A 14,570-nucleotide genomic window follows, 5' to 3' on the forward strand; every position below is an offset into this window, starting at 1 on the left:
GTGGAGGACCGGGCGGCGACAATGGGGTGGCTGCGCAGGTCTGACGTGTGCAGGTCGCGAGCCGAGGGGCTTGGTCAACGCGAGATGATTGGGCCGATTAACGTCCATATGACCAAATTTTCCTATTGCCCACCATGGATTCTGCCTCCAAATTCAATCTCAACATTCCATTAATGCATTGATATTCATATAATTTCGTCGCTACGACGACGGCCCAACAAAATCGGATTACGACCAATAATCCGGATATTACCGGTGCAAGTGGGCCATTTCCCATCTCCGATGGGCTGTCGATCGAACAGCCTTTGCCCTATCTTAGGCACTCCCAAGCTAGACCTGACCGTCGGCCGCCAGGATCTGGCGACATATCTGGAGCGAATGGTGCCATGACCGATCTGACGATTCCTGCCCGGGCCGACGGGCAAGACGGGCACCTGAAGCGGCCTGCGATCTCCTTCGAATTCTTTCCGCCCAAGACGGAGGATATGGAGCGCAATCTCTGGGAGACCATCAACCGGCTCGCCCCGCTCGACCCGAAATTCGTCTCGGTGACCTATGGCGCCGGCGGCTCGACCCGCGAGCGCACCCATTCGACCATCGCCCGCATCCTGAAAGAGACCGCGCTGCTGCCGGCCGCGCATCTGACCTGCGTCGGCGCCTCGCGCGGCGAGATCGACGGGATCGTCGACCGCTATCACGAGGTCGGCGTCCGCCACATCGTGGCCCTGCGGGGCGATCCCGCCGGCGGTATCGGCACGCCCTATTCGAGCCATCCCGACGGCTACCAGAACTCGGCCGACCTCGTCGCCGGCATCAAGAAGCGGCACGGCGACATCGAAGTGTCGGTGTCGGCCTATCCCGAGAAGCATCCCGAAGCGCGCGACTTCGATGCCGATATCGACACGCTGCAGGCCAAGGTGGATGCAGGCGCTGCGCGCGCGATCACCCAGGTGTTCTTCGACAACGACCTCTACTTCCGCTATCTCGACCGGGTCCGCGCGCGCGGCATCGACATTCCGATCGTGCCGGGCATCATGCCCATGCACAATTTCAAGCAGGCGCGCAATTTCGTCACCCGCGCCGGCACCACGGTGCCGGACTGGTTCGCCGCGAAGTTCGAGGGCCTCGACGACGACGCCGAGACCCGCAAGCTCGTCGCGGCGACCGTTGCCGCCGGCCAGGTGCAGAAGCTCGCCAAGAACGGCGTCGACACCTTCCATTTCTACACCATGAACCGCGCCGATCTCGTGTTCGCGATCAGCCATTTGCTCGGCATCCGCGCCAAGAGCGCGCAGAAGGCGGCGTAAGACAACATGACCGTACCCATCTCTCCGAAGCGAACTGCCCTGCTCAACGCCGCGCGCGAGCGCATCCTCGTGCTCGACGGCGCCATGGGCACGATGATCCAGAATCTGCAGTTCGACGAAGCGGCCTTCCGCGGCGAGCGCTTCAAGGACTTCCATCGCGACCTGCGCGGCAACAATGACCTGTTGATCCTGACCCAGCCGCAGGCAATCGAGGACATCCACGCAGCGTATTTGCGCGCGGGCGCCGACATCGTCGCCACCAACACCTTCTCGACCACCTCGATCGCGCAGGCCGATTACGATCTCACCGACATCGTCTACGAGATGGCGCGTGAAGGCGCCCGCCTCGCCGGCAACGCCGCGCGCCGCGTCGAGGCCGAGGACGGCAAGCCGCGCTTCGTCGCCGGCGCCATTGGGCCGACCAACCGCACCGCCTCGATCTCGCCAGACGTGTCCAATCCCGGCTACCGCGCCGTCACCTTCGACGATCTGCGCAAGTCTTACGGCGAGCAGATCAACGGCATGCTCGACGGCGGTGTCGACCTCTTGCTGGTCGAAACCATCTTCGACACGCTGAACGCCAAGGCGGCGCTCTACGCCATCGCCGAGATCACCGAAGCGCGCGGCATCGACGTGCCCGTGATGGTGTCGGGTACCATCACCGACAAGTCCGGCCGCCTGCTCTCGGGCCAGATGCCGGAGGCGTTCTGGCATTCGGTGCGGCACGCCAAGCCCATCACGATCGGTTTCAACTGCGCGCTCGGCGCCGAGGATTTGCGCGCGCACATCGCCGATATCGGCCGCGTCGCCGACACGCTGGTGTGCGCCTATCCAAACGCGGGCCTGCCCAACGAGTTCGGCCAGTATGACGAGACGCCCGAATACATGGCGCGCCTGGTCGGCGAGTTCGCACGCGACGGCCTGGTCAACATCGTCGGCGGCTGCTGTGGCACCACGCCTGACCATATCGCAGCGATCGCGGCCGCGGTCGCCCCGCACAAGCCGCGCATCGTGCCCGAGATCGAACCGCGCCTGCGGCTCTCCGGCCTTGAGCCCTTCATCCTGACCGACGCGATCCCGTTCGTGAACGTCGGCGAGCGTACCAACGTCACGGGGTCGGCGCGCTTCCGCAAGCTGATCACCGCCGGCGACTACACCGCTGCGCTGCAGGTGGCGCGCGACCAGGTCGAGAACGGCGCGCAGATCATCGACGTCAACATGGATGAGGGGTTGCTCGATTCCGAAGCCGCGATGGTGACCTTCCTCAACCTGGTTGCCGCCGAGCCCGACATCGCCCGCGTCCCCGTGATGGTCGATTCCTCGAAATTCTCGGTGATCGAAGCCGGCCTGAAATGCGTTCAGGGCAAGCCGGTCGTCAACTCGATCTCGATGAAGGAAGGCGAGGAGAAGTTCATTCACGAAGCCAACATCGCCCGCCGTCACGGCGCGGCTGTGGTGGTGATGGCGTTCGACGAGGTCGGCCAGGCCGACACATTCAAGCGCAAGACCGAGATCTGCAAGCGCGCCTACGACATCCTGGTGAACAAGGTCGGCTTCCCGCCCGAGGACATCATCTTCGATCCGAACGTCTTCGCGATCGCGACCGGCATCGAGGAGCACAACAATTACGGCGTCGACTTCATCGAGGCGACGCGCTGGATCCGGCAGAACCTGCCGGGCGCTCATATCTCGGGCGGCGTCTCGAACCTCTCCTTCTCGTTCCGCGGCAACGAGCCGGTGCGCGAGGCCATGCACTCGGTGTTCCTGTATCACGCCATCAAGGCCGGCATGGACATGGGCATCGTCAATGCCGGGCAGATGATCGTCTATGACGACATCGACCCCGAGCTGCGCCAGGTCTGCGAGGACGTCATCCTCAATCGCGATCCGGGCGCGTCCGAACGCCTGCTGGCGCTCGCGGAGAAATTCCGCGGCAACAAGACCCAGACCAAAGAGGCCGATCTCGCCTGGCGCGAATGGCCGGTCGCCAAGCGTCTCTCGCATTCGCTGGTGCATGGGATCACCGAGTTCATCGAGCAGGACACCGAAGAGGCCCGCAAGGCGTCGAAGCGTCCGCTCGACGTGATCGAGGGCCCGCTGATGGCCGGCATGAACGTGGTCGGCGACCTCTTCGGCGACGGCAAGATGTTCCTGCCGCAGGTCGTGAAGTCCGCCCGCGTCATGAAGCAGGCCGTGGCCTGGCTGATGCCGTTCATGGAGGAAGAGAAGGCGCGCAATGCCGCGAACGGCATCGGCACGGAAGGCTCCTCCTCCGCGGGCAAGATCGTGCTCGCGACGGTGAAGGGTGACGTCCACGACATCGGCAAGAACATCGTCGGCATCGTGCTCCAGTGCAACAATTACGAGGTGATCGACCTCGGCGTGATGGTGCCCGCTGCCAAGATCGTCGAGACCGTGAAGGCCGAGAAGGCCGACATCGTCGGGCTCTCCGGCCTGATCACACCCTCGCTCGACGAGATGGCGTTCTTCGCCGGCGAATTGCAGCGCGAAGGCCTCAAGCTGCCCCTGCTGATCGGCGGCGCCACCACGAGCCGGGTGCACACCGCGGTGAAGATCGACCCGAGCTATCGCGCCGGCCCCGTCGTGCACGTCAACGACGCCAGCCGCGCGGTCGGCGTCGCCTCCTCGCTGCTCTCGCCCGAGAAGCGCGACGCCTATGCCGCCGAGGTGCGCGCCGAGTACGCCAAGATCTCGGAAGCGCATCTGCGCGCGCAGGCCGACAAGAAGCGCCTGAAGCTCGCCGCAGCGCGCGCCAACCGCGTGCCGGTGGACTTTGCCAAGAGCAAGCCGGTGAGGCCGACCTTCCTCGGCATCAAGAGCTTCGACGACTACGATCTCGCCGAGCTTGTCGACTACATCGACTGGACGCCGTTCTTCCAGACCTGGGAGCTCGCCGGACGCTTCCCCGCCATCCTCGATGATGCCAAGGTCGGCGAGGTCGCCCGTTCGCTCTACGACGACGCCCGTAAGATGCTCGACACCATCGTCAAGGAAAAATGGTTCCGCGCGCGCGCGACCGTCGGCTTCTGGCCGGCGAACGCGCAAGGCGACGACATCGTGCTCTATGCCGACGAGAGCCGCACGAAGACGATCGCGACGCTGCACACGCTGCGCCAGCAGCTCGAGAAGCGCGAGGGCCGCTTCAATGCGGCGCTCGCCGACTTCGTCGCGCCGGCAGGCATTCCCGACTATGTCGGCGGCTTCGTCGTCACCGCAGGCATCGGCGAGGATGCGGTCGCCGACCGCTTCAAGATGGCGAACGACGATTACTCCTCGATCCTGTGCAAGGCGCTGGCCGACCGCCTCGCCGAGGCGTTCGCGGAACGCATGCATGCCCGCGTGCGCCGCGAGTTCTGGGCCTACGCGCCGGATGAGACGCTCTCCACCGAGGATCTGATCCTCGAAAAGTACCAGGGCATCCGCCCCGCGCCGGGCTATCCCGCCCAGCCCGACCACACCGAGAAGGCGACGCTGTTCGAGTTGCTCGATGCGGAGGCAAATTGCGGCGTGAAGCTGACCGAGAGCTTTGCGATGTGGCCGGGTTCGTCGGTATCCGGGCTCTATTTCGCTGCGCCAGAGAGCTATTATTTCGGCGTCGGCAAGATCGAGCGCGACCAAGTCGAGGACTACGCCGCGCGCAAGGGCATGACGGTGGCCGAGACCGAGCGCTGGCTCGCACCGGTGCTGAACTACATCCCGTCGCGCGAGGACAAGACGTTTGCCGCGACGCCCGCGAACGACGAGCCCCCGGCGGATCTCGCCTCGCATCCGCCGGGCTGCACTTGCGCCGTGCACCTCGTCTGGCAGAAGAAGCGCGCCGGCGCAGGTTAGGCGCCGGCTCCAAAGCAAAATTTGAGAAAACAACCCCATGCACAGTAGCGATGGGGTTGAAAAAATTCAGCAATTTCTTTGTGGCGTCGGGCGGGTTTTGCGACGTCGGGCAAAACAGGAGTATCGTTGCACGATCGGCTGCTGTGACGGTCTTCGCAGTCGGGCGGATAGGGGCGCCGCTCACCTTGCGCTCGGTTTCGTGCCCCGGACGCGGCGCAGCGTTGCAAGCTGCGTCGCGTCCGGGACACGAGAGCGTCTCATCCCTTCGGCGGCGCCAGCGGCTGCACGATCTCCTGGAACGGCGGCAAGGCCTCGCAACGCTCGGCATGTGCGCTCAGTGCCGGATAGCGCGCGGCGTCGAACAGCTGCGGATGGGCTTCGCGGGTGAAGCGGACGGCGCAGGCCACCGCGACATCGGCGTGGCCGATGCGATCGCCCAGCCAGTACGGCGTCGTCACCTTTGCGCGCTCGGCCTCCAGCACTTTCAGCACGTCGCCGATCTGCGCCTGGCAACGCTCGACCCACAGCGCGAGCTGCTCCTTCCGCAACACGCGCTCGTACAGCAGGCTGACCGCCTTGTCGCCGAGACCGGAGGCCAGCGCGCAGATGCGCAGATGCTTTCGCCGCTCGGCGCCGCCGCGCGGCAGCATTGCCTTTTCCGGCCCCATCAGTTCGTCGAGATAGTCCAGAATGATCATGCTCTCGATCAGCGCCTCGCCGTCGTCGAGCACCAAAGTCGGCACGCGGCGCAGCGGATTATACGGCGCGATCTTGTCGGCATCGCCGAAGGTCGACCACGGCTTGTGCGCGAAAGCGAGGCCGTAGAGCTTCAGCGCAATCGCGACGCGGCGGACGAAGGGGGAGTCGTATTGGCCGATCAGGAACATGGGTCACCTCTCGTCATTGCCGGGCTTGACCCGGCAATTCATCACGCTTCAGACTAGAGTTTGATGGATGCCCGGATCAAGTCCGGGCATGACGATCTGAGCGGGAAGACACGCATGACGCGGCGACTGGCGACGCTGGCATTTGGACTCTGCCTGCTCGCCGCGGGCGCCGCCCACGCGCAGGATCGCCCGATCGGCTTCCAGACGCCGTCCAAAAACATCGCCTGCCAGTTCTTCACGGATAACGGCCAAGGTGTTCTTCGCTGCGACATCATGAGCCTGGAAAGCCGCCCGCGCCGGCCCGCCGATTGCGAACTCGAATGGGGCAACGCCTTCGAGATGAGCGCGAAGGGAGCCGCGGGGCGCATCTGCGCCGGCGACACCGTGATGGACCCGTCGCTGCCGGTGCTGGCCTATGGCGAGGTGTGGCAGCGCGGGGGGTTTACGTGCCGATCGGAGCAGACGGGGCTGACGTGCTTCAACGCGATGCAGCGCGGGTTCTCGCTAGCGCGGGGGAAGCAGGAGGTGTTTTGAGCAACGACATGACCGCTGACAAGGCTCCTTCACTCACTATTCTGGGCGTCTACTCCTACAGCGCGGACAAAGTTGCCTATGCCCGCTTCATCCGGGAGTTAATCGATTCCTTCGATCCGCCCAATTTCAGCGAAGAAGTGAAGGACATCTTGCGCCGCGGCAGGGGTGACGAAATCGTGCCGCTGACTCCTGAAGAGAAACAGGATTGGGAAGACGAGCTGCACTCCCATATGGACGATGCCGCTGTTCTCGAAGTGCTCGTGGAGAATCCGGACGCAGGATTCAATCCTCATGACTTCGCTCAGATTGACCCGACCAATCCCAAGGACCACTCAGAGATGGCGTGGAACGAGATGTTCCTGACCGCAGATGGCGAGACGGAGATCGAGACCGATTACCGGCAAAGGCTGCCTGCGGCTAACGAGTATCGTGTCGTGTTCGTCATCCATCGTTGGGAGCCTGGCCTGCCGCTGCGCTCCAGCTACGGAGAGCTTCAAGCTCCTGCCGTACAGCCGCTTTCCGAACGGCCATGGCGTCTCGTTTCCTATGATCCGCCAGAACCGAGTGACCGTGCCAATAACACGGAGCGTAGCCCGCATGAGCGAAGCGACATGCGGGGAATCGCCTCCCGGATTGCGCTTCGCTCATCCGGGCTACGGCTAATCGATGACTGGCACATGCCTCGCGGCCGGCCGCGGCGCCGTACCATCCAGCCGAGGATCGTCGGCAATCTCGACCTGGCGGCGGAACGGGCGGAAGCCGGAGCGCTGGTAGAACGCGACGGCTGAGGGATGGTCGAGGGTGCAGGTGTGCACCCAGACGCGGCTGACGTTGCGTGACCAGGCGCGCTCCAGCGCGCGGTTCATCAGGAAGCGGGCGGCGCCGGTGCCGATCAAGCTACCGGTGACGCCGAAATAGACCAGCTCGCATTGGCCGGGCTCGCGGAAATCCAGCTCCAGCAGGCCTTCGTCGTGGCCGTCCGCCGCCAGGGCGTAGACCTCAATATCAGGCGCATGGATGATTGCGGCAAGCTCGGCATCGCTCATGCGGGCGCGCGAGAACCACAGCCATTCCTCGCCGACGCGGCGGAAGATGTCGCGATACCAATCGAGTGCGGGGGCGTCCACCTTGCGCAGGGTCCACGCGCCCGGCGGATCATCGCGGCGCGCGGGAGGCGCGGTCATCTCCAGATGAGTGACGACGGCGGCGATCTTGCCGGCGGGGACGTCGGAATATCCGTCGGGAAGGATCATTTTCTCACAGCCAGGTTGACCGCTACCCCTCCCCCTCGTCGCTCGCCAGCACGCCCTTCACTGCTCTCGCCCAGCCGGCGAGCTTCCGCTCGCGCGTCGCCTGGCTCATGGCCGGCTTGAAGCGGTGCTCCAGCCGCCAATTGTCGGCAAACTTGGTCGGCTCGGGATAGACGCCGGCCTGGAGCCCCGCGAGATACGCGGCCCCTAACGCCGTCGTTTCCTGAATCACGGGGCGATCGACCGGGGCATCCAGCAAATCCGCGAGGCGCTGCATGGTCCAGTCGGAGGCGGTCATGCCGCCGTCGACGCGGAGCACGACGCTGGCGGTTTCCGAGCTTGGCCAGTCCGCGCGCATCGCGGCCCAGAGGTCGAAGGTCTGGTAGCAGACGCTTTCCAGCGCGGCGTGGGCGAGCTCGGCGGGACCGGTGTTGCGGGTGAGGCCGAACAGCGCGCCGCGCACGCGCGGATTCCAGTAGGGCGCGCCCATGCCGACGAAGGCGGGGACGAGATAGACGCTCTGCATGGAATCGGACTGATCCGCGAGCGGTCCCGTCTCGGCGGCGTGCTTGATGATGCCGAGGCCGTCGCGCAGCCATTGCACCGCTGAGCCTGCGACGAAGATCGAGCCTTCGAGCGCGTAGGTGCGCTTGCCGTCGAGCTGATAGGCGACGGTGGTGAGCAGCTTGTTCTTCGACACCACAGGCGTGGTGCCGGTGTTGAGCAGCGCAAAGCAGCCGGTGCCGTAGGTCGACTTCATCATGCCCGGTCGGAAGCAGGCCTGGCCGATGGTGGCGGCTTGCTGGTCGCCGGCGATGCCGGAGATGGCAATCGCGCCGCCGAACAGATCGGGCGTGCTCTCGCCGAAGCGGGCGGAGGAGTCCTTCACCTCGGGCAGCATCGAGCGCGGCACGCCGATGATCTCCAGCAGTTCGTCGTCCCACTGGCCGGTGTGGATGTTGAACAGCAACGTGCGCGAGGCGTTGGTGGCGTCGGTGGCGTGCACCTTGCCGCCGGTGAGGCGCCACAGCAGATAGCAATCGACGGTGCCGAACATCAATTCGCCGCGCGCGGCGCGGGCGCGGGCGCCGGGGACGTGGTCGAGAATCCAGGCGATCTTGGTGCCGGAGAAATAGGGATCGATGATCAGGCCGGTCTTCTGCGAGATCACGGGCTCGCGGCCATCGGCCTTGAGCTTTGCGCAGATGTCGGCGGTGCGGCGATCCTGCCAGACGATGGCGCGGTGCACGGCCTGCCCCGTCGCGCGGTCCCACACCACGGTGGTCTCGCGCTGATTGGTGATGCCGATCGCGGCGATGTCCTTTGCACCAATGCCGGCCTGCGCAATGGCGTCGCGGCAGACCTTCACGGTCGAGGTCCAGATATCCTCCGGCTCGTGCTCGACCCAGCCCGAGGCCGGGAAATGCTGCGGAAACTCGGCTTGCGCCTTCGCCGCGATGGATATGTCGCCGCGAAACACGATCGCGCGCGAGGAGGTGGTGCCCTGGTCGATGGCGAGGACGAAAGACATGGAAGTTACCTTGGCGTTTCCCGGAGGAGTCGTTGTGTCGGGCCAAAGGGAGCGGATTGGAAGCAGAAGGTCAAGGTGGGATGCAGGGCGCGTTCCTTACCCTCCCCTGGAGGGGGAGGGTCGATCGCGCGTAGCGCGAGCGGGGCGGGGTGATCTCTCAACACGGGCGGTGTCGGATGTGGAGAGACCGTCACCCCACCCCGTCTCACATTTCGCTACGCTCAATGTGAGCCGACCCTCCCCCTCCAGGGGAGGGTAAGAGAAGAGCGCCCGATCCGCTAAGTTCGGCGATGCTTCAGCGGCGTAGTCTCGGCTTCGCGCGATCCGTAGAGCTCGACATAGATTCGTTCGAGAACTGCTGTCAGGTCTCCTGTGATCTCCGAATTCCAAAACCGGATGACGCGGTAACCTTCGCGTTCGAGCCAACGTTGGCGATCGAGGTCGCGTGCGGCCACGGCGTCTTCATTGTGGTGGCCGCCGTCGAGCTCGATGATGAGACGCTTGGCGGGGCAGAAGAAGTCGACGATGTATGGACCGATCGGCGCTTGACGGCGGAAGTGTGAGCCCTCGATCGGCAATTCCTTGAGGGCACGCCACAGGATCCGCTCATGTGGGGTTGTATTCGCCCTCAGCTTTTTCGCGGCGTTGCGTCGGATTGATGTTGACACCATGGCCCTGGCTTCACCCCATCCCGTCGTGCCCATCCAGGGGAGGGTAAGCGAGGCCCCTCATGCCGGCAACCAAAAGTCGCATCCCTGCATGGCCCGCAAGGCTATGACCATCTCGACCAAAATGCTAAACGCCATGCCGGGACAATGGGGCGGCATGACGTTCACTTCCTATCAGTTCGGCGTGTTCGTCGCGGTGGTGTTCGGCGCCTATTACCTGGCCCCGCTGCGCCGTTTCCAGGTGCAGCTGCTGGTGCTCGCGAGCGTGTTCTTCTACGGTTTTGGGCAGCCCGAGCTGCTGCCGCTGCTGCTCGTCGCGGTGCTGGGCACTTACGTCTGCCTGCTGCTCGCGTTCGAGAACCGCGCCGTCTGGATGCCGGCCGGCATCGTCTTCAATCTCGGCCTGCTGGCCTTCTTCAAATACAAGTTCCTGTTCGTCGATTCCGGCGCAGCGCAGCTGACCGGCGCCGGGCCGATCGACTTCCTGCTGCGGCTGCCGCTGCCGATCGGCATTTCGTTCTTCGTGTTCCACAACATCAGCCTGCTGGTCGACCTCACGCGCGAGAAGCGCACCGTGCGCCTGCGCGACGTGTTCCTCTACATCATCTTCTTCCCGCAGCTGGTGTCCGGGCCGATCACGCGTGCGGCGCAGTTCATGCCGCAGATCGTGCCGAAGCGGATCGGCGACGTCGCCTTCGTCGAGGCCGCGAAGTGGATTCTCGTCGGTTATTTCTTCAAGCTGTACGTGGCGAACAATCTCAACGAGATGACGTCCTACATGGACTTCCCGCTCTACGAAACGCTGCGCACGCAGGATCGCTGGCTGCTGATGTTTCTCTACAGCTACCAGATCTACGCCGACTTCTTCGGCTACTCGGCGATTGCACTCGGGCTCGGGCTGTTGTTCGGCTATCGCCTGCCCATGAACTTCAACCTGCCCTACATCTCGACGTCGTTCTCCGAGTTCTGGACGCGCTGGCACATCTCCCTGTCGACCTGGCTCAGGACGTATCTCTACATTCCCCTCGGCGGCAACCGGCATGGACGGGTGCGCACCTATCTCAACCTGATGATCGTGATGACGCTCGGCGGGCTCTGGCACGGCGCGAGCCTGAGCTACGCGCTGTGGGGCATGGCGCACGGGCTGCTGCTGGTCGTCGAGCGGCCGTTCCTGAAGCTCGTCAGCAATGAGGCTCCGGCGCTGCGGGTGATCAGGATGGGCATCGTGTTCTTCTGCGTCACCATGCTCTGGATCTTCTTCAAGCTGCCGAACTTCGACCATGCGCTCGGCTACCTCCAAGGGATGTTCATCGCGACCGACGCGCCCAATCCGCCCAAGCTGTTCACCAATCTCGCTTTGCTCTACGCACTGCCGGTGATCCTCCAACATGCCGGCATCGGCGTGCTGGTCGCGGGCCGGTTGCGGCGATGGGAGCCATATCTCTATGGCGGGCTCGCGGCGCTGGCTCATCTCGAAGCCGGCCCCGACAGCGCCTTCATCTACTTCCAGTTTTGACGATGCAGCAGGTCTCGACGCTTTCATGGCTGGTCAGGTGCGCGGTGACCGCGGCCGCTCTGCTGCTGGCCTGCAGCCTGGCCACCCCACGCCACGGCTCGGGCCTGCAGCAGCCTGCCGTCACCACACGAGACGGCACAATCGTCACCCTCAACCGCTATGTTCAGGAGCCGACGCCCGACATCGTGCTGGTCGGCAGCTCGGTCACGTGGCGTCTCAAGGAAGAGTATTTCTCGCTTCCGCGCCTGCGCAATTTGGCGCTGGCCGGCGGCTCACCGGTGACCGGACTCGCAATCGTCGCCGGGCAAGCGCGCCTGCCGAAGATCGTTCTGATCGAGACCAATGTGCTGTCGCGCGAAGCCGACGGCGCGCTGATCGAGAAATTTTCGCATGGCGCGGGCGCGGAGGCACTGCTGCTGCGGCCGGTGCGGACGGCGATCGCCGCCTATGAGACCTGGAATCATGCCGGCCCCGATGCCGCCCGGTCGCGCGCCGAGCAGGATCGCCTGCTCAGCCGCCCGCCTGGTACGTTCGACAACAAGGTCTATCTCGACCGCGCGCTGCAGCAGATGAATGACGGCGGCCCGACCGGCCCGGCACGCGCGAATGTTGTCCGCATGCGGCAACTCATCGACGAGCTGCAGCGGCGCGGCGTTCGTGTCTTCCTGATCCACATTCCCTTCGCGCCGGAGATCGAGGGCTCGCGCATGGTCCGGACGACGGGCGAGATCGTCCACGAAGCCTTCCCCGATCCCAGCCTCTGGCTGCCGGTCGATCCGCCGGGAAGCGAGCTGCGCTGGGACGACGGGGTGCATCTCGACGAGCGATCCTCCCTGATCGTCGCGCGCGCCATCGAAAGCGCACTCACCGGGCGCCGCGACGCGCGCGGGCCGTAGCGATGCGAGCGGCGGCTACACCGCCGCCGTCGTCACACCACCATCGATCACGATGGTTTGCCCCGTCATGAAGCTCGACGCATCCGAGGCAAGATAGGCCACCGCGCCGGCGATCTCGTCGGGTTCGCCTATGCGGCGCAGCGGCGTGGTGGCGGTGCGGCGCTTGAGGTTGGCTTCGTCTTCCCACAGCGCGCGGGCGAAATCGGTCTTGACGAGGCCGGGCGCGATGCAGTTGACGCGGACGCCTTTCGGACCCCATTCGCCGGCGAGCGAGCGGCACAGCGCGAAATCGGCGGCCTTGGAGATGCCGTAGGCACCGATCACGGTGGAGCCGCGCAGGCCCCCGATCGAGGAGATGATGACGACGGAGCCGTTGCCGCGCTCGGCCATTTGCGGGATCGCCAGCGCGGAGAGCCAGATGTTGCTCTTGACGTTGGAGCCCATGATCTTGTCGAAGGCTTCGTCGGTGATATCGAGCAGCGGGCCGTAATAGGGATTCACCGCGGCGTTACAGACGAGGATGTCGATCTTGCCATAATGCTTGGTCGCGCCTGCGATCAGCGCCTCGACCTCGGCCTTGCGCGCGATGTTGCAGGGAATGACGGTCGCCTCGCCGCCGGCCGCGATGATGCCGTCGACGACCTCCTGGCAGGCTTCCGCTTTCCGCGAGGACACCACCACCTTTGCGCCGAGTTTCGCCAGAAGTTCAGCGGAGGAGCGGCCAATGCCGCGGCTCGAGCCGGTGACGATTGCGACCTTGCCGGTGAGATCGAACGGGGTGTTTTTCATGGGGGGACTCCGCTGATTCAACTTGCTCGGTGTCATCGCCCGGCTTGACCGGGCGATCCAGTATTGCAGAGACCGCAGTGATTGGGCCGATGAGCCACGGCGTACTGGATCCCCCGCCTTCGCGGGGGATGACAGCACCCGTGGATCAGATCAACCCGCCCGAATCCGCGACGCGGCGTTGGTGGTAGTCGGTGTCACCAAAACTGTTCTCGATCATGGTGAGGCGCTTGAAGTAGTGGCCGATCTTGGCCTCCATGGTCATGCCAATGCCGCCATGGAGCTGGATCGCCTGCTGACCCACGAACTTCAGCGACTTGCCGATCTGCACCTTGGCCGCGGCGATCGCGTTGGAGCGCTCCTTGGCGTCCTCGAAATCACCGGCCATGGTCGCGAACATCGACATCGATCTCGCCTGCTCGGCCGCAACGAACATGTCGGACGCCCGATGCTGCAGCGACTGGAACGAGCCGATCGCGACGCCGAACTGTTTTCGCGTCTTGATATACTCGACAGTGGTCTTGAGCGACTCGTCCATCAGCCCGACCGCTTCGGCGCAAAGCGCGATACGGGCTTCATCGACGACACGCTCGATCAGCGCGAGCGAATCCTCGGGGTTGCCGAGCACGGCGTCCGCGCCCACCTCGACACCGGTAAAGGTGATGTCGGCGGCGTGCAGGCCGTCCTGGGTCGGATATGACTTCCTGGTCACGCCCTTGGCGTTGGCCGGGACCAGGAACACACCGATGCCGGACTTGTCGCGACGGTCGCCCCTGGTACGGGCGGTGACGATGAGGGTGTCGGCGTTCTCGCCGTTGAGCACGACGAACTTCTCGCCGTCGATGACGTAAGCCTCGCCCTTCTTCTTTGCGGTGGTTGCGACGTCGAACAGATCGTAGCGTGAGTTCTTCTCGAGCTGGGCGAACGCCAGCGTCTTGCTGCCGTCGATGATCCCCGGCACGTGCGCGGCCTTCTGCGCGTCGGTGCCGGCATGGCGCAGGAAGCCGCCCCCGATCACGACCGTAGCGAGATACGGCTCGAGCACCAGCGCCTTGCCGAGCGCCTCCATCACGATCATGGTCTCGACGCCGCCGCCGCCGAAGCCGCCATCGGCCTCTGCGAACGGCAGGCCGAGCAGGCCCTGCTCGGCGAGCTTGAGCCAGACCGCTTTGCTCCAGCCGCCCTTCTCCTTCATGTACTTCTTGCGGCTCTCGAAATCGTAGGAATCGGTCAGCAGGCCGTCGATGCTGTCCTTGAGAAGCCGCTGCTCCTCGTTCAGATCAAAATCCATTTCTCTCTCCAAAAATCGACGCCGCGCTTCTCGCCGGCCGTCGCCTCATCTT

The 14,570-nt window shown here is 64.7% G+C and carries 11 protein-coding genes; 5 read left to right on the forward strand and 6 right to left on the reverse strand.

Annotation, left to right across the window (positions count from 1 at the left end; genetic code table 11):
- The first annotated feature begins 386 nt into the window (after positions 1 to 386).
- Both metF and metH read left to right on the forward strand, forming a co-directional pair.
- Positions 387 to 1,307 (forward strand): methylenetetrahydrofolate reductase [NAD(P)H], encoded by a 921-nt coding sequence (metF, locus tag CIT39_RS29845; RefSeq protein ID WP_094976708.1) that lies wholly within the window; start codon positions 387 to 389, stop codon positions 1,305 to 1,307.
- Between the two features lie 6 nt (positions 1,308 to 1,313).
- Positions 1,314 to 5,159: a methionine synthase gene (gene metH, locus CIT39_RS29850; protein ID WP_094976707.1), complete on the forward strand. Its 3,846-nt coding sequence runs from the start codon at positions 1,314 to 1,316 to the stop codon at positions 5,157 to 5,159.
- 257 nt (positions 5,160 to 5,416) lie between these two features.
- Here metH and CIT39_RS29855 read toward each other — a convergent pair whose 3' ends face one another.
- On the reverse strand, positions 5,417 to 6,046 hold the full coding sequence (locus CIT39_RS29855; RefSeq protein ID WP_094976706.1) for a glutathione S-transferase family protein: 630 nt from the start codon (positions 6,044 to 6,046) through the stop codon (positions 5,417 to 5,419).
- Positions 6,047 to 6,160: 114 nt separating this feature from the next.
- On the opposite strand from CIT39_RS29855, the gene CIT39_RS29860 reads away from it, so the two are divergent.
- Positions 6,161 to 6,580, forward strand: coding sequence for a DUF6636 domain-containing protein (locus tag CIT39_RS29860; RefSeq protein ID WP_094977070.1), 420 nt, complete (start codon positions 6,161 to 6,163; stop codon positions 6,578 to 6,580).
- Between the two features lie 659 nt (positions 6,581 to 7,239).
- On the opposite strand, the gene CIT39_RS29865 is transcribed toward CIT39_RS29860, so the two are convergent.
- From CIT39_RS29865 to CIT39_RS29875, 3 genes are all read right to left on the reverse strand, one after another.
- Positions 7,240 to 7,833 (reverse strand): GNAT family N-acetyltransferase, encoded by a 594-nt coding sequence (locus CIT39_RS29865; protein WP_094976703.1) that lies wholly within the window; start codon positions 7,831 to 7,833, stop codon positions 7,240 to 7,242.
- 22 nt (positions 7,834 to 7,855) lie between these two features.
- Positions 7,856 to 9,361 carry a glycerol kinase GlpK gene (gene glpK / locus CIT39_RS29870; protein WP_094976702.1) on the reverse strand — a complete coding sequence of 502 codons (1,506 nt, stop codon included), beginning with the start codon at positions 9,359 to 9,361 and terminating at the stop codon, positions 7,856 to 7,858.
- A 278-nt stretch (positions 9,362 to 9,639) separates the two neighbouring features.
- Entirely contained in the window at positions 9,640 to 10,032 is a 393-nt protein-coding gene (locus CIT39_RS29875; protein ID WP_094976700.1) for an endonuclease domain-containing protein, read from the reverse strand.
- Between the two features lie 88 nt (positions 10,033 to 10,120).
- On the opposite strand from CIT39_RS29875, the gene CIT39_RS29880 reads away from it, so the two are divergent.
- Together CIT39_RS29880 and CIT39_RS29885 are read left to right on the forward strand one after the other, a co-directional pair.
- Positions 10,121 to 11,545 (forward strand): MBOAT family O-acyltransferase, encoded by a 1,425-nt coding sequence (locus tag CIT39_RS29880; RefSeq protein ID WP_162308755.1) that lies wholly within the window; start codon positions 10,121 to 10,123, stop codon positions 11,543 to 11,545.
- A gap of 44 nt (positions 11,546 to 11,589) precedes the next feature.
- Positions 11,590 to 12,441: a hypothetical protein gene (locus CIT39_RS29885; RefSeq protein ID WP_148667345.1), complete on the forward strand. Its 852-nt coding sequence runs from the start codon at positions 11,590 to 11,592 to the stop codon at positions 12,439 to 12,441.
- A 15-nt stretch (positions 12,442 to 12,456) separates the two neighbouring features.
- Here CIT39_RS29885 and CIT39_RS29890 read toward each other — a convergent pair whose 3' ends face one another.
- Both CIT39_RS29890 and pimD read right to left on the reverse strand, forming a co-directional pair.
- A complete protein-coding gene (locus CIT39_RS29890; protein ID WP_094976697.1) occupies positions 12,457 to 13,230 on the reverse strand; it encodes an SDR family NAD(P)-dependent oxidoreductase in 774 nt (257 codons plus the stop codon).
- A 145-nt stretch (positions 13,231 to 13,375) separates the two neighbouring features.
- On the reverse strand, positions 13,376 to 14,518 hold the full coding sequence (pimD, locus tag CIT39_RS29895; RefSeq protein ID WP_094976696.1) for a pimeloyl-CoA dehydrogenase small subunit: 1,143 nt from the start codon (positions 14,516 to 14,518) through the stop codon (positions 13,376 to 13,378).
- Positions 14,519 to 14,570: the final 52 nt, after the last annotated feature.

The sequence above is a fragment of the Bradyrhizobium symbiodeficiens genome, from assembly GCF_002266465.3.
Taxonomy (GTDB): Bacteria; Pseudomonadota; Alphaproteobacteria; order Rhizobiales; family Xanthobacteraceae; genus Bradyrhizobium; species Bradyrhizobium symbiodeficiens.